This is a genomic window from Afipia massiliensis (assembly GCF_001006325.2).
Classification (GTDB): Bacteria; Pseudomonadota; Alphaproteobacteria; order Rhizobiales; family Xanthobacteraceae; genus Afipia; species Afipia massiliensis_A.
Genome location: NZ_LBIA02000001.1, coordinates 3,137,610 through 3,155,899, shown reverse-complemented (window position 1 = coordinate 3,155,899; position 18,290 = coordinate 3,137,610). Strand labels below are relative to the sequence as shown.

Below are 18,290 nucleotides of genomic sequence, written 5' to 3'. Positions count from 1 at the left end.
CCCGCCGCCGATTGATTGCAACCACGGCACAGGTGCCAGCGCAAGCTGGCGAATAGGGAATTCGGTGCCGCCGTGCAGACTCTTCAACGTGAAGCATGCACGGCTAGTCCGAAGCTGCCCCCGCAACTGTCAACGGTGAGTCGTTGTCCAATAGGCCACTGAGCGAAGGCGTTACAGCCGGGCTTGGGAAGGCGGGCAACGGCGACGATCCGCGAGCCAGGAGACCTGCCTGTACCGGTCATCCTTCCGTCGCACGGGGCGTGCGAAGGGGCGGCATTTCCGCAGCGGTGACGTGACGTAACAGTTGCGGAGGTCCGGCCGATGGCCTGTTTCCTCAGTCACGACGTAAAGTCCGGCAGCGTTCGCTCGCCGCGCATCGTCATGCCTGCGCGCGTCTTCACCGCGCCTTCGCGATCACATGCATCGGCGGGGCTCAAACGTGACTCTTTTTCCTAGATCTTTCTTTCCGGCGGCGACGCTCAGACTGTCATTCGCAGCGGCATGCCTCGCAGGCACGGCGCTTGTGAGCCCTGCCCTCGCGCAGGATGGCGGCGGCCAGTTGCCGCCGATCAACGTCGATGCGAGCCGCCTCTATGGCGGCATCGTCGGCGCGTCGACTGCGGTCATCACTGCGGAAGACATCGCACGTTCGCCCAACCAAACGATTCAGGAGATCCTCGCAACTATCCCGGGCGTTCAGCTTACGAACCTGTACGGCGCGGTGAACGGCACCGGCTCCGTCGTCGACCTTCGCGGGTTCGGCGCGTTTGCCTCGTCGAACACGCTGTTCCTCATTAACGGCCGACGCCTCAATGAAGCCGATCTGCAAGGTGTCGATCTCTCAACTATTCCGATTCAATCGATTGAACGGATCGAGGTCACACGCGGCAACAGCGGTGCGGTGCTGTACGGCGACAACGCCATTGGCGGCGTCATCAACATTATCACGAAGACGGGGATTGGAATCGGCAAGCCGATTGCAATGCGCACCGAAGCAGGCGTCGGATCATTCAACCAGCGGCTGGGGAATGTGTCCGCCAGTGTCAACGCCGGTCCATGGTCCTCCGCCGTTTTTGGCAACGCCATTTCGTCCGACGGATACCGCGTCAACAACGCCTTGCGACAGACCAACGGCGTCGGCGAGGTTCGCTACTCAACGCCTGATTTCAGCGCCTTCCTGAACCTGTCAGCCGACAACCAAAGCCTCGGTCTTCCGGGAGGCCGGGCAACGAGCGAGTTCGGCACCGGCATCAATCGCCTTGCGACCGATCCGCGGGGGGCAGCAACACCCTTCGATCGCGGCGAGAAGCAGGGAAAGAACGCAACCGCCGGGTTTACCAAGTCGTTGTGGGACGGCGCGGAATTGATCGTCGACGGCGGCGTGCGCGACAAGCAGCAGCAGGGCTCATTCCCTGGAGGCCTTCCCCTCAGTCCGTTCAACGCGCGTTATGTCGATTCCTCGTTGCAGACATGGTCGATCACGCCCCGCCTCAGCATCAAGAACCCGTTCTTCGGCCTGCGTTCGAATATCCTGACCGGCATCGACTATTACGATGCGGCCTACAGTTCAAACCGAAGCCGCTACGCCGGCGATGCACCGATTCACGTTTACAATCTGAAGCAGCAAACCCTTGCTGGTTACTGGCAACAGACCATCGGTCTGCTGCCGAGCACGGACTTCTCATATGGCGGCAGACTTCAGAACACGAAGCTGCAGGCAAGAGACAAGCTCGACATGTCGGCGCCAAACTGGTTCGGCGACCCGCAGGCGTCACCGCTCAACACCGACGAAACCAATCACGCGCTTCACGTCGGTCTTGAGCACCGGCTCAACGAGAATTTTGCGGTTTTCGCTCGCGCCGCCCAAGCATTCCGTACGCCAAACGTTGATGAACGGATTGGGTCCGGACCGTTCTTTGCGCCCGGCACGTTCAATCTGAAGACCCAGACATCTCACGATGTGGAAGCCGGCATCCGCATCCATGGCGGGCCACTCGATATTCAGTCGAGCTACTACGACATGCGGCTAAAGAACGAAATCCAGTTCAACCCGGCGCTGTTCTACAATATCAATCTTGACCCAACTCATCGTTACGGCAGCGAAACCAGCGCAACCCTGCGCGCTAGCGATACGGTCCGGCTCAGGGGCGGCTTCGCCTATACACGTGCCGTGTTCTCCGAAGGTCAATTTGCCGGCAACGACGTTCCTCTGGTTTCGCGTGTCACCGCCTATGGCGGCGTGTCGTGGGACGTGTGGCAGCGTTATCTGGTGTTCGATGCAACCGTCCGGTATTGGGGCGCGCGGCGTATGGACAACGACCAGCGCAATTTCCAGCCGCTCATTCCTGCTAACGCAACCGTCGACCTAAAACTCAGCGGCGAGGTCGATCGCTTCTTCTGGTCGTTCAGCGTCAACAATCTCTTCGACGTGCTGACCTACGATTACGCCATCGCCAGCGCGTCAACCTACGGCTCGTTCAACGCCTATCCTCTGCCCGGCCGTACCTACATGCTCAAAGCCGGCGTGACGTTCTGACCTGTCACACGCTGACCTCCAAACAGCCCGGCCTGCGGTCATCTCACGATGCTCCGCAGGCCGTTCTTCTTTCCATGAGCCGCTTCGATGCGGGGGCTATGCAATAGCGGTCACGGAAATAGTCGTCCCGGTCAGAAGTGGTGACGATGCTTCTTCACGATCACGACCTTGTGGCCGTGGCCATGACGGTGCTTGTTCCAGCCATAGTGACGGTGATGGCGATGCTTCTTCACCACAACGACCTGCGCATGGGAGCGCGCGACCGACGGTTTCACCACGATCGTCCTGGTCATCGGGCCGCGCTCGGTCTTGATGACGGTGGCAGCCATGGCAGGCGCGGCGAGCATCGAGGCGGCAACCAGGGCTGCGGAAATCGTCTTGAGCATCGGATATCTCCTGTTCACGCGATCGAGAGGTGGCCGGTCGCATGGCCGGGTGCCGATCGTCCCAGCAACGCTAGGCCGGGCGCGCTGAACTCAATCTGAAGCGCGCCAGCGGCTTTCGTTCATCTGGATGACAGTTTGGTTAGGCGCAGACGTTCCGGGGCGGGCTGGCCAAAAACCGCCGGAATTATGACGGGAAATCGCAGGAATGTTTGAACCCAGCGGGTGTTTAAGACGTACAAACAGAATAGGATCGTTTTGCTGATCAACGGAGGCTTGGCATGAGCAACTTGACCATCAGGCAGATATCTCTGGCGTTCATTCTTTCTGCGTTCGTCGCGGCGCCCACCGTCAATCTGGCGCAAGCCGCCGGTTCGGATACGCCCTCGCCTCCTCCCGCTTCCGACAGCAGCAAATCGAAGGGTTCCAAAGCGGAGTCCAAGAAAAAGGGCGAGAAGAAATCGTCGGTCGAGGATCCCGCTTTCCTGCAGGGCTATCGCACCGCTTATGCAACGATCTACGAGCAGAACGACTACGCCGCCGCCATTCCGCAGCTCAAGGCGCTCGGTCAGGACGACCGCGCCGATGTCGCCAATCTGATCGGCTATTCGTATCGCAAGCTGGGCAACTACGAGCTTGCCAGTGTCTGGTATGAGCGCGCTCTGAAGGCCGATCCCGGCCATGTCCGCACCTGGCAATATTATGGTCTGTGGCAGGTCGAACAGGGCAACCGCGAACAGGCGAAGCATCATCTCGCGAAGATCGAAGCCTTGGCGGGCCGCGACAGCGCCGAATATCAATCGCTGGCCTCCGCGCTGACCGGTGGCCGGACGTCCTATTGACCGGAGACACGGTTAGCCGCCTTGGTTAACCGGCGGATCAAGCCCCGCGGGTCGGTCATCGGCCGCGCGGGGCTGTTTTGCGCGGCCTGATCGCGCCTCGACAACCCCCGAAAACCTCGTATAGACGAAACCCGCGCGTTCACGACCTTGTGCCCGCGCCTCGGGGGCTGACATGACGACGTCGAAGAAATACGAGCGGATTGCCTTTGTGGCAGGCCCGAGCGATGAGGCCCAACAGGCCCTCGCCCAGCTCGTCGCTGCCTATGGCAACCTGCCGTCCGACAAGGCCGACGTGGTGGTGGCGCTTGGCGGCGACGGCCTGATGCTGCAGACATTGCACCGGCACATGCGCTCCGGCATCCCGATCTACGGGATGCATCGCGGCACCGTCGGCTTCCTGATGAATGAGTTCAGCCACCATTCGCTGATCGACCGGCTGGAAGCAGCGAAGCTCACCGTGATCAATCCGCTCTTGATGCGCGCCACCGACATCCACGGCAAGGTGCATATCCATCACGCCATCAACGAGGTCTCGCTGTTCCGGCAGACCCATCAGGCTGCACGGTTGCGGATTCTGGTCGACGAACACGAGCGGATGGCCGAACTGATCTCCGACGGGATCATGGTGGCAACACCTGCCGGTTCGACCGCCTACAATCTTTCGGCGCAGGGGCCGATCCTACCGATCAACGCCGCGCTGCTCGCGCTGACGCCGATCAGTCCGTTCCGCCCTCGCCGCTGGCGCGGCGCGCTGCTACCCAACACCGCCTTCGTCGTGTTCGAGGTTCTCGAATCCGACAAGCGCCCGGTCGCCGCCGTCGCCGATCACGACGAGGCCCGCGACGTGCAGCGGGTCGAAATCATCGCGGACAAGACGATTTCGATCCGCATGCTGTTCGACCCCGGCCACAGCCTGGAAGAGCGCATTCTCAGCGAGCAGTTCGGGTTCTAATCCCCTGCGCCCGGCTTTCCCGGCCGGCGTGGATAACCATTCGTTAACGGCGGCCGCATATAGTTAATGCGAGGTGTACCCTGTTTTCCCGGTGCGCCACCTCGGGCTGCGCATGTTCATTATCGACTTCAACAAGCTGCGGTTTCTCGTGTGCGACGACAACGCGCACATGCGGCGCATTCTGCGCACGCTGCTGCATTCGTTTGGCGCGCGCGAAGTGTATGAGGCGGAAGACGGCGCAACTGCGCTGGAAATGTATTCCCACTACGTCCCCGACATCGTCATCACCGACTGGTCGATGCCGATTTTCGACGGGCTCGAACTCGCGCAGATGATCCGCCAGCCGGACGGCGCGGGTAACCCCTACGCACCGATCATCATGCTGACCGGCCATTCGGAAAAGCGCCGCGTCATGGTGGCGCGCGATGCCGGGGTCACTGAATTCCTGGCGAAGCCGATCTCCGCCAAGGGGCTTTATCAGCGCATCCTCAATGTCGTGGCCAATCCCCGGCCCTTCATCAAGACGAAAAACTACTTCGGACCGGACCGGCGCCGCAACACTAACGCCGCCTACATCGGCCTTGAGCGCCGCAGTGGCGGCAACGCCGAAATCATGCAGCAGCCCTCGCTACTCGAAAAAGCCCGCTCCGGAAACTAGGAAAACTCATGGCCCGCAAGCCGCCAACAGAAATCAAGGTCGATACCTTCGCGGACCATCAGGTCATCTCGCAGCCCAATCCGCTGCGCAAGATGGTGCGGTATTCCGAAGAGAAGGACATCGACGATCCTGTCGCGCGTGCCGAAAAGGCGCTCGCCTCCCTGTCCGGCGAATTCAAGGACTGGATGCAGGTGGAGTGTGATCGGCTGAGCGCGGCCTATGCGGCAATCGCGCGCGACGGACTGAACGGCGAGAATCGCGAAGAGCTTTTTCGCGCGGCACACGACATCAAGGGCGGCGCCGCGACGTTCGGCTTTCCCACCGCTGCCGCAGCCGCGGAAAGCCTCTGCCGGATCATCGAACATGCGCCGGATCTCGCTCAGGTGCCGGGCGAACTGATCAAACATCATGTCAACGCGATCCAGGCGATCTATCGCGAGCAGTCGCGGATCTCAGCCGTCGGCATGGCCGATGAACTGAGCAAGAAGCTGCGCGGCGTCGCGGACGAGTATCTCATCCACGTCAACCGCGACCGCCCCGAGCACCTCGAAGCAGTGCTTGCGCCGAGCATCGTGCCGGAAGGCTGAGATAGTTCACAGCGTCGTCCCGGCCAACGGGTCCGGCTTCGCCGGCCCGATGACAGGCTCCGGCCGGGACCCATCATCCCTAGATCATCAGCGTACGACGGAAACCACTCTCTTTGATTACAGAGAATCCGGTGGTTATGGGTCCCGGCCTGCGCCGGGACGACGATAGTAATTGACAGAAATAACGTCAGAAAGGGTTACGCCGCGATGCGCCGGTCGTCGTACGAGTAATCGCGATATCTATGGTCGTCAGCGACATCTGCGTAGCGATCAGCGGCGTTGTCGTCTTCGGCCCGATCATATTCCTCGACCGGAGCGTACTCCTTGACCCGGACATAGTCTTCGACCGTGGCATAGTCCTCGACCGGGGTATAGTCCTCAGCCGATGCGTAGTGTTCAGCCTCATCGTAGTGGTCAACCGCCGCGTAAACTTCGGCGGCCACGTATTCCTCCTGCTCCGGATACAGGACCGTGTCTGCCTCATATGTATAGTCGCGGATCTGTTCGGCGGCGGCATGCGCACTCAGGGTGCCGACAAAATCCTCCGCCGCGAGATCGTCGCAGAACAGCCGCGCTTCCTCGCGCGCCGATTCCATCGCGAAGCGCCGCAGCAGGACTAGCAACGGCTCCGACACCGTTTCCGATGTCTCGCACTGGGTCAGCACACGCTCGACCATGCGGCGGCGCAGCCGCGTCGCGCCGGCGACCGTGCCGATGAAACCGATTTCGTTCGACGCTTCGAGCGCGGCGCGGAAAGCGCGATAGGTCGATTCCGGCAAGCCGGCTTTCGCCAGCAACGCGTTCAGGCTGTTGCCGCCGCGATCGTGGACGATCGCAGCCACGCGGCTGGCCGGCAAGCCGGACAACTCGACCAGCGACTCCTCGAACAGTTCGATATTGCCCGACAGCAAAGCGCGCAGGATCAGCCCGGCATTGAGCTGACCGATGGAGCGCAGATGACTGACCAACGCGGTCATATCCGCGCCGCGCGTCTGGGCGGCGATGTTGACCGTGGAGCGCTCCATCGCTTCGCCTGCGATGCGCCGGGCGCGATCGGGGTGAAGCCAGTCGCGTGCGGTCACCAGTTGCGTCAGCGTATCAGAAAGCTTCTGCGCCAGCCCGAGCCGCACAGCAGCGGGCAATTCATCCATCGTCAGCAGCGACTCGCGGATCGCGGCGAGATGGCCGTGACGATCGGCGATGCGCGCCAGCGAGAACGGGGCCAACTGGGCGGCGCGATTTTCGATCAGTTCCAGCGCCGATGACGCACAGCCGACTTCTGCAATTGCTGCGCAAACCGACGGCGGCAGATCGAAGCGGCGCGCGATGGCGCATTGCGTCTCGGAATTTCCGGTCGCAACGATGTCCACGAGATCGGAGTCGAGCAGCAGCGGTGAATGTTCGAGAATGGAAACCGCAACCGAGGGCTGGTCGACGGCGAGCGCCGCGACGATGGCGGATGGCGCGTCCATCGAATGGGCGAAAACTTCAGCCATCGCCTGCCGGACCAGCGGCGACGCATCGTCGAGAAGCATTAGCAGCGCGCCTTCGGCGGCGGCGCGATCGTCTTCCGATAAATCGGAAACGAGCCAGGCGCGGGCCAGACACCGCGTCGCCTCTGCGCGCTCCCCCGCGGGAGCAGTGCGAACCCAACTAATAAACTGCCGAACGATCATGGGTGTTCCGGCTTACGCAACATGCCAAGGCACCGCGACGCGACGCCACTGTTACGAACCGTAAACCATGACACTTAAGAAAACGTTCACCATAAACGGCTGTGTTTGTTGATGTTTTGTTAACCCACTATCGGCGCCCGGAGCTATCCGTCGACAACACGGCGGATCAACACCGCGATGGCTGCCGCGTACTCCTGCGCATCTTCGCCGGCATCGATGGCGAGAGCCGCGCGATCGAAGGCTGCCGACAACAGATCTGCGAGCGCCGCAAACGGCAAGCCACGCGTATCAATTGCCGCTTCGAGGCCGCTGCGCAGCGTGCGTGCTGCATTGTCCTCGTCGAGTTTTTTCATCTCTGTCGGGCCGAGAACCGAGGGTCCTTCGATCAACAGCAGTCGCGTTCGTCCCGGCGCGCGCATGGCATCGAGATAGGCTGCGCTTCCGCTCAGCAGCGCATCGATGGGACTCAATCCCGCGGGCGCTTCGCGCTCGATGGCACTGGCTACCGCGAGCGCCTCGTCCATGACGATGGCCCTGAACAGCGCGCGCTTGTCCTCGAAGTGATGGTAGAGCGCGCCGCGCGTAATGCCTGCAGCCGCGACGATTTCCGGCGTAGAGGTGTCTCCGTACCCTTTACTGACAAATAAGGACCGGGCCGCCTGCATGAGGGCTGCCCGGGTCTTCTCTGTCCGGTCGCGGTTTGAGCGCGGCAAATTCTTTGAATCGGACTCTTGCATACATACAGCCTGTATGTTATTCGCAATTAAACATACAGACTGTATGTTAACTGGCAAGGGATGACCACCATGAAAATCACCAGCTACTACCCCGTCATCATGACCCACGACGTGTATGCCACCGCCGACTTCTACACGGCACATTTCGGCTTCGAGGAGAAGTTCCGAGCGGACTGGTACATCCATCTCCAGTCGACCGCCGACGACTCGGTAAATCTCGCCGTCCTGAACGGCAGCCACGAAACGATCCCGAAGGTCGGCCGTGGCCGGGTGTCGGGATTGCTGTTGAACTTCGAAGTCGAGGATCCCGATGAGATGTATGCCAAGGCAAAGGCAGCGGGCCTCCCGATCCTGATTCCGCTGCGCGACGAAGCCTTCGGGCAGCGCCACTTCATCACGTCGGACCCCAATGGCGTGCTGATCGACGTGATCAAGCCGATTCCGCCGAGCAAGGAATTCGCGGAACTTTATGCAGAGGGTTCACTGCCAAAGTGAGTCGCATCAACGCGCTGCGATTCAAAGCTGAATCAAAGTCTCAGCTTTGAATTGCACTCCAGAACATCGACAGGCCCGCGACCAGCATTAGGCCGTCCATCAGCAGACGGAACGCATCGGGATCGAGCTTCACCACGAAGCGCTTGGCAATGAAGGCACCGGCGAAAAGCGACGACCCGGCGATCAATCCTTTCAGGATGATGTCGAGCGGCAGCGCGTCGAAGCGCTGGAACGTGATCGCCTTGCTGATATAGATCGCCAGCGACCCGGCGGCTTCGGTGCCGAGCAGCGCGCCCTTGACGAGACCGTAGGACATGAAGATCGGCACCGTAATGGGTCCGGTGGACGCCACGATGCCGGTGAGATAGCCCGCGACCGCACCGATGATCGCGAGCGACCACAGCGGCAACGTGAAGTTATGCGCCGCCATCCAGCGCCGCAGCGGGATCATCGCAATCAGGAACACGCCGATGGTGACATCCACCACGCCTGATGGCAGCGCGAGCAGCGTCCGCGCGCCAAGCGCTGCAGCGGGTACGCCCGGAATCGCGTAAGCGGCAACAGCCCGCCAGTCGACTTCCCGCCACCACGCGATGATACGCGAGAGGTTCGCCATGATCGCCGCAATCGCCATGATCGGCACCGCCTGCTTCGGCCCGAAGGCGTAGGCAAGCACCGGCAGCAGCATGATCGAGGAGCCGGTGCCCACGATGCCGCTGATGATGCCGGCGGCGAAGCCGACGATGAGGATGAAGGCATAGATCAAGGAATGGCCTTGTGCTGAAGGGCACGAACTGGCGATGTTGTCTCAATTGTCACTGCCGGGCATAGCCGTTCGAAGAACGGCGTCGCTTCCGCTCGCCTATGACCCGGCAATCCATCACTTTGGAAAGAGTTTTTTGAAGATGGATGCGCGGGTCAAGCCCGCGCATGACACGCCAGGGGTTCATCACCCGCTGAATACGCCGGTCGAATCGCTGAACAGGCCGAGGCCCTGCGGGGCCTCCGTCCGGGTCGCGCCGCCCGCCGGCAGCGGCTTGGTCAGCGAGGTGTTGTTGCCCCACAGCTCGCGCACGGCGTTCGACACCGGCTCGGGGCGGTCTCCAGTCTGGTACAGCGAACGGAAGACAGGCTGGGCAGGCGTTTGCAGTGATGCGACCTGCGTGGGCGCAGCGTCGGGCGTGCGAACCTGCGGGAAGCTCGAGAGATAGGCCGCGTTGTCGATCGGCGCAGGTGCCGCCGCCATGCGCGAACCGGGCGTAACACCGGCAGCCGCCATCGCGGTGCGCGCCGTCTGGGAATTCGCCGCAGCGTCATAGCGCGACGTCAGCACCGAATAGACCTGCGAGACGCTGCGCGCGCTGCCGTCGCGATTGTAGAAGATCGAGCGGTTGGCGGCCGCCGCACTCGGAAACATCGCGGGGCCAGACACACCCGGGCTGTCCTCGGCCTTCGAGATCAGCTTGGACGCGCCGCTGACGCCCATGAAATGCGCCATGTAAAGTTCGCTGTCGGTCGGGCGGCGGCCGATCATGCCGGTCAGCTTGAAACTGTTGGATTGCGTGAGCACGCCCGCCATGGCCGCGTTGGCGGCAGGGTCGTCGCGCAGCTTCAGAATTTCGTCCCGCGTGGCGGAATCGGCGACCGTATAGCGGCCTGACCCGGATTTCGAGATCGCGTCGGCATACTTGCCGAAACCGAATGCGCTCCCCGCCTCTTTCACCGTACCGAGCCAAGTCTGCTCGATGAACTGGTAAAGTCCCCGCGCCGAGGACGTCGAAGCCTGCGCCTTGGGATTGAGATTGGATTCGATTTTCGCAGCCGAAATCAGATACTCAAAACTGGCGCCGGTGGCGCTGGCGGCATTCTTGATCGTGCCCGCGATTTTCGCGCGTGCAGAAGCCAGCCCAGCACCGATGGTTGTTGAATCGATCGCCATGTTTGGTGCCCGCTCCCCAGGAACCTTCCGCAGCGTGCCGCATTTATGGTTAATGAGGGGTTAATGTCCCCGAATGCGCGCCGGTTAACGCTGGGCATGCAGCAGCCATGCAGCTCTCACATGCCCGAAGGTCCACGCTTTGCATTGTCCTGAGCATGATCAACGCACTCAGCATACCCGACGCGACATGGGCTTTCCTGGGGCTGATCGCTTGCTTGCTGATCACATCGACCGCTCTGTTCTGGAGCATCGAGGATCAGCGGGCCAAGCGCAGGCTTCGGAAGGACTGACCCCGCGAGGGCCTTCCCTCACGCCAGCGTCTAGCGATAGACCTTGGCGGGATCGAACACCTTGTCGGCGTCGATGAACGTCAGCTTCGCCTCTCCACCCTCGCCGATGACGGCACGGTAGAAGCATGAGCGCCGCCCGGTGTGGCAGGCCGCCCCGGTCTGCTCGACCCGGATCCAAACGGCATCCTGATCGCAATCCATCCGCATCTCGATCACGCGCTGAACGTGGCCGGAGCTTTCGCCCTTGCGCCACAACGCCTTGCGCGAGCGACTGTAGTACCAGGCCTCGCCGCTGGCGATGGTCTTGCGCAGCGCCTCGTCGTTCATGTGTGCCACCATCAGCACGTCGCCGGAGGCGGCGTCGGTTGCAACACAGGTCACGAGGCCGGACGCGTCGAATTTGGGCTGAAACGTCAGCCCTTCTTCGGGGTCGTGGTTATGTGTGTGTGATGAAGCAGACACGTCAATATCCCCGTCATTGCGAGCGAAGCGAAGCAATCCAGAGCGACAAAGAAAGCTGGATTGCTTCGTCGCTACGCTCCTCGCAATGACGACGAAAAATACAGCTCGGGACGAATCTCAGACGCCGCGCACCATGTTGAGGAAACGGGCCTGCTCGTCAGGATTGTCCTGAAACACGCCGGTAAAGCGCGTCGTCAGGGTCTTGGCGCCTTCCTTGGCGATGCCGCGTACCGACATGCAGGTATGCTCGGCTTCCATCACCACCGCGACGCCGCGCGGCTTGAGGATGGCGTTGATCGCACCGGCGACCTGCGCGGTGAGGTGTTCCTGGGTCTGCAGGCGATGGGCGAAGGCATCGACCAGACGCGCCAGCTTCGACAGGCCTACCACGCGATCCACCGGAGCGTAGGCGATGTGCGCCTTGCCGTAGAACGGCATCACGTGATGCTCGCAATGCGAATGGAAGTTGATGTCGCGCATCAGCACGAAATCGTCATAGCCCGCCGTCTCGCCGAAGGTGCGGTCGAGGATTTCAGCGGGGCACTGGGTATAGCCCTGAAACAGTTCGTCATAGGCTTCGACCATGCGGCGCGGCGTATCGAGCAGGCCTTCGCGGCCGGTGTTCTCGCCGATATAGGCCAGCAGCGTCTTGACCGCCGCCTCGGCCTCGCTGCGGGAGGGGCGAACCAGACCGGGATCGATGGCTGATGCCATGTAATCGGAAGCAGGAATTTCGGATTTGTCCGCCGGCTTGCCGCTGCGGATCGGCTTAATGATCGCGTCCATTTCGTCTCCGTTCGACCGGCCCTTGTCCATGACAACCTCGATGGAGGGCCGGAGTGTCACCGGTTAGCCGCAGCAGCCAATCGGGGGTCGATTGAGCCGCCGGACGCCTATCCCGCATGTTCGCAGCAAATCCCAAGGAAATCCGTCTATATTTCCCCGCATCGCTGGAATGCAGGCGGTTTATTCCTGCATCCAGGTCATTATATAGGCTCAGAGCCGCGACCGCCAAGGGCGGCAGCGGAAAGGGTCTCATGCAACAGCGAATTCGACCGCCATGCTGAACGACATCTACAACAAGAAAATCATCGAATTGGCGGGCAATATCCCACATCTGGGACGGCTTGCTGACCCGGACGCCTCGGCGACCGCCCATTCCAAGCTGTGCGGCTCGACCGTCAAGGTCGATCTCAAGATGCAGGACGGCGTGGTCAGCGATTTCGCCCACGACGTAAAGGCCTGCGCGCTGGGACAAGCCTCCTCCTCGATCATGGCGCGCCATGTGATCGGCTCGAACGCTGCGGAGTTGCGCGAGCTGCGCGAGACCGTCCGCAAGATGCTCAAGGAAAACGGCGCGCCACCCGAAGGCAAGTGGGCGGACGTCGCGGTGCTGGAGCCGGTACGCGAGTACAAGGCGCGTCACGCCTCGACCATGCTGACATTCGATGCGGTGGTGGATGCCATCGGCCAGATCGAAGCGAAAGCCGGAGGCACCCTCGCCCCGGCGCAAGCCTGACGATTACTTCCGTTCAACCGCAGCAGGCGCCACGCCGCCGGTCGGCGCGTGAGCCTCAGCGGTTCGCGTTCCCGGGGCAAGTCGCGGACCCTTTTCGGCAGCGCCGGACACCACCGAAATCGTAGGCGCGCTGACGGCAACCGCGGGTGTACTTGCAACGCGATCCTGCGCCTTCGGCGTCACGTTGCCCACCACATCGTCAGACGGCCGCTTGGCATCGGCCACCGTATCCAGAGTCACAAGGTTGGTCAGGCGCAGTTCGTCCGCGGACAATTGATGCAACGGCTCCCACGGCGGAACACTGAGCGCGAGCGACAACAGGTCGCCGGTGCCGCCCATGTCGAAGGTGTACTTCGCAAGCCGGCCGATATCGCGTTCGACGATCATCAGGTCGTCGGCGGAATAAGTCGCGGCCTTCGCATCGTCGGCGCGGTCGCCCATCCAGATCTGGTGCACGCGCACGCGCGCGCCTTCCGGCACGTAGCGCGTATTGCCCGAGAGCAGCAGGAACACGCACATCGATTCACAGTAGGCCTCGGGGAGAATGTCGCGCCCGACGAGACCCTTATTCTCGCGTTCTATTACGATGCCGACGGTGGTGCGCAGTCCGAGATTGCGCCAGCGCCGCCCGAGCGCGATCGCGTCCAGCACCGATCCGCCACTGGAATCGAGCACCACCGTGCTGCCCTTGAGATTGCGGCCCTTCGAGAACTCCTCGAACTGCGACGACGTATCAGAGGTGATGACGCCGACCGCCGAGATCCAGCCCGAGCAATCCTGATCGCACGCCGGTGTAGCGCCGTGCCATTTGAAGCTCATCGGAAGCTTGCGTTCTTCGAGAGTCGTCGCTGCGCGCACCTTGCTGCCGAGCATGGCGGAGCCAGGCAACGCAAGAAAAATGGCGGCAGCGCAAAGTCGCGCCCAGCCGCTCCATGCAAGCGACTTCACGACGAACAACGTAGTTCCTTCCCCGCCCCCGGGCCGACAACAGACCGGCCCGCTTTAAGACGATTCTGTCACGCAGGCGTAATCAAAGCGTAATGGCGGACGGGATTTGCGTCCATTCGACTTTTGCTGCGGCGCAGTCAAAATCGTGCGATAATCTGTGTAGTGTGGCGCGAAAGACAACATGTTGCGGTTCCCTGCGCGGGAACTCATCATTCGGACGCCAGCAAATCCGGCAAGCGCTCGAAAACCCGGCACGACATCCGGCAAGGCAACCTCATGAAACATTCCAGCCGATGCCCCGATTGCGGCGGCGGGCTTCAGAATTTGCCGCGCAATGCCGGCCGCGGGATGATCTGGATCTATCGCCATACGCTCTCGCCGCTGGTGGGCTTCAACTGCCGTCATCTGCCGACCTGTTCCGTCTACGGCGACGAAGCCATCGGACGGTTCGGCCTGTGGGCTGGCGGCTGGATGACGCTGGCGCGGCTGTTGCGCTGTCAGCCATGGGGAACGTCCGGCATCGATAATGTGCCGAGCACACTCTCCGCCGATGCACGCTGGTATCTGCCGTGGCGTTATGCGCGCTGGCGCGGCGTCAACGACGGAAGCTAGAACGTCGCGCAACTCGCGCGAACCGTCGTCAGCACCGACTCCTGCCGGAATGTCCGCTTGTAGGCCTCCGCGATCGCGCCAAGGTTCGCGCGCGCTTCCGCGCTGTCGGTGAATGTCACCAGCACGACCTTGCTCGGCTCCCGCACCACGCGACCATGATCAGCACCGCGCCACTGCCCCCGCGCATCGACGATCGTAAACCCTTGAGGGAAGCGCGGTGTGATTTCCCGCGCGGTGAAGTCGGCGAAGGCGGCATCGCTGACGCCGACGCGGTTGCCAATGTTGCGGCCGAAATACATTTCCGCCGTTGCCATCACCTGCGCGGGCGGCATGCAGGCCGGCGGCAGCGACGCACAGCCGGACAACATGATAACGGCCAGCAGTCCGAACAGGCAACGCATGGAGACCCCCGCCCCTTGAAGGAGGGCAGCTTACGCCGGAACGCGATTCAAGTCATCGCCGCGAGAGAAACACAGTGATCAGCGCCAGCACGAGGAAGCCGACGCCGACATAGCCGACCGCGTAATACATTTCGTGCGAGAAAAGAAAGCCGCCGATACCCGACCCGATGGCTTGGCCGACATAAAGCCCCGACGTGTTCAGCGACACCGTCGCGCTCGCGAACAACGGTGCCGCACCGGCAAGCCGGACCTGCTGCATCGAGTTGGCCGATGAGAACGCCATGCCCCAGGGGACCATCGACGCCAGCATCACCGGAACCAGGCCCGCGCCCAGCGCCCACATCGCAATTCCAACCAGCAGCATCGCAATCGCCGTCAGCGACGTGCGGTAGGCGCCCCACGTATCGACCACACGGCTCGCGATCACGTTTCCGATGAAGCCCATCACGCCATAAATCCCGAACGCGATGATCGCCAGTTGGGAGTTCCCGCCGAGTTTCTCGAACAACGGCCCCAGATACGTGAACACCACGAACTGGCCGGACGTCTGCAGCACGGTGATGACGAGCAGCAGCACGATCAGTGGATTGCGCGCGAGGTCGCCCCACGTACTCAGATTGACCGGCGTACCGACCAGGCCACCGGGAATACGCCAGATCAGCAAGGCCAGATTCAAAAGGGCGATGACACCGATGCCGCTGTAAGCGACGCGCCATCCGATATGGCTCGCGACATAGGCTACCAGCGGCAACCCCACCGCCAGCGCCAGCGACCAGCCGAGAAACACATAGGACATCGTGCTGCCGCGCCGCTCCGGCGGCACCATCATCGCCGCCACGCCAGCGGCCTGCGGCGTAAACAGTGCTGCGACCGCAAGCATGACAAGGCGTATTGCCATCAGTGTCGCGTAGTTCGGCGCGATCATGGAGGCGAATTGCGCGGCGGCCATGATCGCCACGGTCACCGACAGCAGAACCCGCCGATCAAAACGGCTGGTCAGCCATGCCGACACCGGCGAGCAGATGCACAGCACGATCGCACCGAACGTAATGAGCAGTCCCGCTTCATGAATCGAGACGCCGAATTCGTGCGACAGTTCCGGCAGCATACCCGCCGGCGCGAGGATACTCACGCCGGTGATAAAATTGCCGAGCATCAAGGCTGTGGGGGCGAAGCGTTTCACGCGGCGTTGTTAGCACACGAACGGTTAAATGCAATTGCATGAAAGCCATGCGTGGCGCGACTCACGCGCTGTGATGCCGCTCGCGATAAGTCCGCGTCTTCTCGCGATTGCCGCACAGCGCCGAGACGCACCAGCGCCGCGTCGCCGGCTTCGATCGATCGTAGAATACCCGCCGGCATTCGTCCGAGGCGCACATCTTCAGGCGGTCCAGCGTCCCGTTCGCCGCAGCGTTGTACATCTCCACGACCACGGCCGATAAGCCGGCCAGCGCATCGTCCCGCGCCGGGCGCATTGTCATCCCGCCATCACGCACCTCGACGGCGAGCGGAAAATGTTGCGTCATCCGGTTGAGCGCACGCCCGAGAGTCTTGTTCTTCAACCGCTCGCCCGGATCGCATTGCAGGTAATCGCGCACACTGGAGCGAAGCTGAAGCGCGGTATCGAACATCGCAGGCGTGATCTTTCCGCCGGAACCCAGCTTCCGCTCCGCCAACCACGCGGCGAGCCCCGCCGCGGTGCTGAGTTCGTCGCTCTGTGGATGCTGCACGCCGTGATGCGTGAACCGGCGCAGGTCGAGCGTGTTGGCGAAATCGTACAGATTGGCCAACTCGTCCGGCACTTTAAACTTTCGCGACGCCTTCGACACGGAACCTCTCGACACGAGTAAATCAGTTTTAATGGTTGACATCAATCGACACCAGCTTGATATTTATACTGGTGTGAACAAAAAAAAGCTGCGCACTGGCGGCCTTAGGGAGAAACATGACCAACGATCGAACAATCTCCCGTCCCGGCATGTTCTACGGCTGGTTCGTGGTCGCGGCCGCGTTCACCGTGATGATGCTGGGTTTCGGCAGCGCCTATACTTTCAGCGCTTTTGTCGAATCCCTGCAGCGCGACTTCGGCGCGTCACGCGGCTCGGTGTCGCTGGTGTTCTCGCTGGCCGGCTTTCTGTATTTCGGATTGGGGATCGTCAGCGGTCCCCTCGCCGACCGCTGGGGCTCCCGCCGCCTCGCCATCGCAGGCATGATCCTGATCGGACTCGGCCTCGCCGCCGCAAGCCTCGCGCGCAATCTCACCGAAGTCTATGTCGCCTACGGACTTGGCGTCGGCCTCGGCGTGGGCGCGTCCTACGTTCCGGCCATCGGCGCGGTGCAGCGCTGGTTCGTCAGACGCCGCGGCTTCGCATCGGGATTGGCCGTCAGCGGCATCGGTATCGGCACGCTCGTTATGCCGCCGCTCGCCGCCTTTTTCATCGACACGCTTGGATGGCGCACCGCCTATCTCGTTCTCGGTGGCCTCACCGCCGTCATCGGTGCCGGCATGGCGCTTCTGATCGAGAATGATCCGCGCGACCGCGGCCTCGGCCCCGACGGCGACCCGGTGAAACCGGGCGTACAGTCGATGACGCCAACAGGCGCCTCGGTCGGCGAAGCGGTCCGATCGCGGCAGTTCATCGGTCTTTATATCGCGTGTCTCATTTGCTCGTTCGGCGTGTTCGTGCCGTTCGTGCATCTCGTGCCCTACGCGCTCGATCATGACGTCGCAAAATCATCCGCCGTGCTGCTGCTGGGCGTGATCGGCGTCGGCAGCACCGTGGGACGCTTCTTTCTCGGCGGCCTCGCCGACCGGATGGGCCGCCATACATCGCTGCTGGCGATGTTCGTCGGCATGGGGCTGGCGCTGGCGATCTGGGCCGTCGCGGCCAACGTCTGGTCGCTCGCCGTCTTCGCGTTCGCCTACGGTGTGTTCTACGGCGGATGGGTCGCGGTTCTGCCGGCCGTCGTGATGGACTATTTCGGCGGCTGTAACGTCAGCGGCATTATCGGCATCCTTTATACAAGCGTGGCGTTCGGTACCCTAATCGGTCCCAGCGCCGCCGGCTTCGCCTTCGACGTCAGCGGCAGCTACATGGTGCCGATCCTCGCCAGCGTTGCGGCGAACATCGTCGCAGCCGCGATCATGGTGGTGATGTCGAAAGCCGCAGCACCGGCCTAGTCGTCATGGTCTAAAATCGCCGAGTTCACCGGAAACTGAACATTGCACCGCCCGAATCCGCTGCTATACAAC

At 62.1% G+C, this 18,290-nt stretch carries 20 protein-coding genes and 1 riboswitch; of the genes, 9 read left to right on the top strand and 11 right to left on the bottom strand.

Annotated features, from left to right (window positions below; all coding sequences use genetic code 11):
• The first annotated feature begins 13 nt into the window (after positions 1-13).
• A riboswitch (cobalamin riboswitch) is annotated at positions 14-247 on the top strand.
• Positions 248-418: 171 nt separating this feature from the next.
• Complete coding sequence (locus YH63_RS15105) at positions 419-2,536, top strand: TonB-dependent receptor (RefSeq protein WP_083992547.1); 2,118 nt, start codon at positions 419-421, stop codon at positions 2,534-2,536.
• 131 nt (positions 2,537-2,667) lie between these two features.
• On the opposite strand, the gene YH63_RS15100 is transcribed toward YH63_RS15105, so the two are convergent.
• Entirely contained in the window at positions 2,668-2,922 is a 255-nt protein-coding gene (locus YH63_RS15100) for a His-rich protein BRANT (protein ID WP_046826881.1), read from the bottom strand.
• Between the two features lie 278 nt (positions 2,923-3,200).
• Between YH63_RS15100 and YH63_RS15095 the strand changes: the two genes are divergently transcribed.
• The 4 genes from YH63_RS15095 (at position 3,201) to YH63_RS15080 (ending at position 5,958) form a co-directional block, all read left to right on the top strand.
• Positions 3,201-3,761, top strand: a complete 561-nt coding sequence (locus tag YH63_RS15095) for a tetratricopeptide repeat protein (RefSeq protein WP_046826882.1) — start codon at positions 3,201-3,203, stop codon at positions 3,759-3,761.
• Between the two features lie 172 nt (positions 3,762-3,933).
• Positions 3,934-4,713 carry an NAD kinase gene (locus tag YH63_RS15090; RefSeq protein ID WP_046826883.1) on the top strand — a complete coding sequence of 260 codons (780 nt, stop codon included), beginning with the start codon at positions 3,934-3,936 and terminating at the stop codon, positions 4,711-4,713.
• A gap of 112 nt (positions 4,714-4,825) precedes the next feature.
• Positions 4,826-5,371: a response regulator gene (locus YH63_RS15085; RefSeq protein ID WP_046829484.1), complete on the top strand. Its 546-nt coding sequence runs from the start codon at positions 4,826-4,828 to the stop codon at positions 5,369-5,371.
• Between the two features lie 8 nt (positions 5,372-5,379).
• On the top strand, positions 5,380-5,958 hold the full coding sequence (locus YH63_RS15080) for an Hpt domain-containing protein (protein WP_046826884.1): 579 nt from the start codon (positions 5,380-5,382) through the stop codon (positions 5,956-5,958).
• A 197-nt stretch (positions 5,959-6,155) separates the two neighbouring features.
• Here the strand turns inward: YH63_RS15080 and YH63_RS15075 are convergent, their stop codons facing one another.
• Both YH63_RS15075 and YH63_RS15070 read right to left on the bottom strand, forming a co-directional pair.
• A complete protein-coding gene (locus YH63_RS15075) occupies positions 6,156-7,634 on the bottom strand; it encodes a DUF2336 domain-containing protein (protein ID WP_046826885.1) in 1,479 nt (492 codons plus the stop codon).
• A gap of 143 nt (positions 7,635-7,777) precedes the next feature.
• Complete coding sequence (locus tag YH63_RS15070; protein ID WP_046826886.1) at positions 7,778-8,371, bottom strand: TetR/AcrR family transcriptional regulator; 594 nt, start codon at positions 8,369-8,371, stop codon at positions 7,778-7,780.
• Between the two features lie 69 nt (positions 8,372-8,440).
• Between YH63_RS15070 and YH63_RS15065 the strand changes: the two genes are divergently transcribed.
• Positions 8,441-8,866: a VOC family protein gene (locus tag YH63_RS15065; RefSeq protein ID WP_046829485.1), complete on the top strand. Its 426-nt coding sequence runs from the start codon at positions 8,441-8,443 to the stop codon at positions 8,864-8,866.
• A gap of 40 nt (positions 8,867-8,906) precedes the next feature.
• Here the strand turns inward: YH63_RS15065 and YH63_RS15060 are convergent, their stop codons facing one another.
• The 4 genes from YH63_RS15060 to folE all read right to left on the bottom strand — a co-directional run bounded on the left by YH63_RS15060 (position 8,907) and on the right by folE (position 12,343).
• On the bottom strand, positions 8,907-9,632 hold the full coding sequence (locus tag YH63_RS15060; RefSeq protein WP_046826887.1) for a sulfite exporter TauE/SafE family protein: 726 nt from the start codon (positions 9,630-9,632) through the stop codon (positions 8,907-8,909).
• Positions 9,633-9,815: 183 nt separating this feature from the next.
• Positions 9,816-10,805 (bottom strand): transglycosylase, encoded by a 990-nt coding sequence (locus YH63_RS15055; protein WP_046826888.1) that lies wholly within the window; start codon positions 10,803-10,805, stop codon positions 9,816-9,818.
• A gap of 320 nt (positions 10,806-11,125) precedes the next feature.
• Positions 11,126-11,557 (bottom strand): phosphoribosyl-AMP cyclohydrolase, encoded by a 432-nt coding sequence (gene hisI / locus YH63_RS15050; RefSeq protein WP_046829486.1) that lies wholly within the window; start codon positions 11,555-11,557, stop codon positions 11,126-11,128.
• A 117-nt stretch (positions 11,558-11,674) separates the two neighbouring features.
• Positions 11,675-12,343: a GTP cyclohydrolase I FolE gene (gene folE / locus YH63_RS15045; RefSeq protein WP_046829487.1), complete on the bottom strand. Its 669-nt coding sequence runs from the start codon at positions 12,341-12,343 to the stop codon at positions 11,675-11,677.
• Between the two features lie 274 nt (positions 12,344-12,617).
• Here folE and YH63_RS15040 point away from each other — a divergent pair, with 274 nt between their 5' ends.
• Complete coding sequence (locus YH63_RS15040; RefSeq protein WP_046826890.1) at positions 12,618-13,076, top strand: iron-sulfur cluster assembly scaffold protein; 459 nt, start codon at positions 12,618-12,620, stop codon at positions 13,074-13,076.
• Between the two features lie 3 nt (positions 13,077-13,079).
• Here the strand turns inward: YH63_RS15040 and YH63_RS15035 are convergent, their stop codons facing one another.
• A complete protein-coding gene (locus YH63_RS15035; protein ID WP_046826891.1) occupies positions 13,080-14,033 on the bottom strand; it encodes a hypothetical protein in 954 nt (317 codons plus the stop codon).
• A 267-nt stretch (positions 14,034-14,300) separates the two neighbouring features.
• Here YH63_RS15035 and yidD point away from each other — a divergent pair, with 267 nt between their 5' ends.
• A complete protein-coding gene (gene yidD / locus YH63_RS15030; protein WP_046829488.1) occupies positions 14,301-14,636 on the top strand; it encodes a membrane protein insertion efficiency factor YidD in 336 nt (111 codons plus the stop codon).
• On the opposite strand, the gene YH63_RS15025 is transcribed toward yidD, so the two are convergent.
• The 3 genes from YH63_RS15025 to YH63_RS15015 form a co-directional block, all read right to left on the bottom strand.
• Complete coding sequence (locus YH63_RS15025) at positions 14,633-15,037, bottom strand: DUF3574 domain-containing protein (protein ID WP_046826892.1); 405 nt, start codon at positions 15,035-15,037, stop codon at positions 14,633-14,635. The genes yidD and YH63_RS15025 overlap by 4 nt on opposite strands.
• A 52-nt stretch (positions 15,038-15,089) precedes the next feature.
• On the bottom strand, positions 15,090-16,193 hold the full coding sequence (locus YH63_RS15020; protein WP_170978745.1) for an MFS transporter: 1,104 nt from the start codon (positions 16,191-16,193) through the stop codon (positions 15,090-15,092).
• An 88-nt stretch (positions 16,194-16,281) separates the two neighbouring features.
• Entirely contained in the window at positions 16,282-16,881 is a 600-nt protein-coding gene (locus YH63_RS15015) for a CGNR zinc finger domain-containing protein (protein WP_246658061.1), read from the bottom strand.
• Between the two features lie 101 nt (positions 16,882-16,982).
• Here YH63_RS15015 and YH63_RS15010 point away from each other — a divergent pair, with 101 nt between their 5' ends.
• Positions 16,983-18,218, top strand: a complete 1,236-nt coding sequence (locus tag YH63_RS15010) for an MFS transporter (protein ID WP_046826895.1) — start codon at positions 16,983-16,985, stop codon at positions 18,216-18,218.
• Positions 18,219-18,290 lie beyond the last annotated feature (72 nt).

What these genes read in the sequence shown, in the direction of transcription:
- YH63_RS15020 (WP_170978745.1), bottom strand. Translation starts at nt 16,193, where the DNA reads ATGCTCGGCAATTTTATCACCGGCGTGAGTATCCTCGCGCCGGCGGGT.
- YH63_RS15075 (WP_046826885.1), bottom strand. Translation starts at nt 7,634, where the DNA reads ATGATCGTTCGGCAGTTTATTAGTTGGGTTCGCACTGCTCCCGCGGGG.
- YH63_RS15040 (WP_046826890.1), top strand. Translation starts at nt 12,618, where the DNA reads ATGCTGAACGACATCTACAACAAGAAAATCATCGAATTGGCGGGCAAT.
- YH63_RS15055 (WP_046826888.1), bottom strand. Translation starts at nt 10,805, where the DNA reads ATGGCGATCGATTCAACAACCATCGGTGCTGGGCTGGCTTCTGCACGC.
- YH63_RS15090 (WP_046826883.1), top strand. Translation starts at nt 3,934, where the DNA reads ATGACGACGTCGAAGAAATACGAGCGGATTGCCTTTGTGGCAGGCCCG.
- YH63_RS15095 (WP_046826882.1), top strand. Translation starts at nt 3,201, where the DNA reads ATGAGCAACTTGACCATCAGGCAGATATCTCTGGCGTTCATTCTTTCT.
- YH63_RS15070 (WP_046826886.1), bottom strand. Translation starts at nt 8,371, where the DNA reads ATGCAAGAGTCCGATTCAAAGAATTTGCCGCGCTCAAACCGCGACCGG.
- YH63_RS15010 (WP_046826895.1), top strand. Translation starts at nt 16,983, where the DNA reads ATGACCAACGATCGAACAATCTCCCGTCCCGGCATGTTCTACGGCTGG.
- YH63_RS15080 (WP_046826884.1), top strand. Translation starts at nt 5,380, where the DNA reads ATGGCCCGCAAGCCGCCAACAGAAATCAAGGTCGATACCTTCGCGGAC.
- YH63_RS15085 (WP_046829484.1), top strand. Translation starts at nt 4,826, where the DNA reads ATGTTCATTATCGACTTCAACAAGCTGCGGTTTCTCGTGTGCGACGAC.
- YH63_RS15100 (WP_046826881.1), bottom strand. Translation starts at nt 2,922, where the DNA reads ATGCTCAAGACGATTTCCGCAGCCCTGGTTGCCGCCTCGATGCTCGCC.
- YH63_RS15025 (WP_046826892.1), bottom strand. Translation starts at nt 15,037, where the DNA reads ATGCGTTGCCTGTTCGGACTGCTGGCCGTTATCATGTTGTCCGGCTGT.
- YH63_RS15065 (WP_046829485.1), top strand. Translation starts at nt 8,441, where the DNA reads ATGAAAATCACCAGCTACTACCCCGTCATCATGACCCACGACGTGTAT.
- yidD (WP_046829488.1), top strand. Translation starts at nt 14,301, where the DNA reads ATGAAACATTCCAGCCGATGCCCCGATTGCGGCGGCGGGCTTCAGAAT.
- YH63_RS15105 (WP_083992547.1), top strand. Translation starts at nt 419, where the DNA reads ATGCATCGGCGGGGCTCAAACGTGACTCTTTTTCCTAGATCTTTCTTT.
- folE (WP_046829487.1), bottom strand. Translation starts at nt 12,343, where the DNA reads ATGGACGCGATCATTAAGCCGATCCGCAGCGGCAAGCCGGCGGACAAA.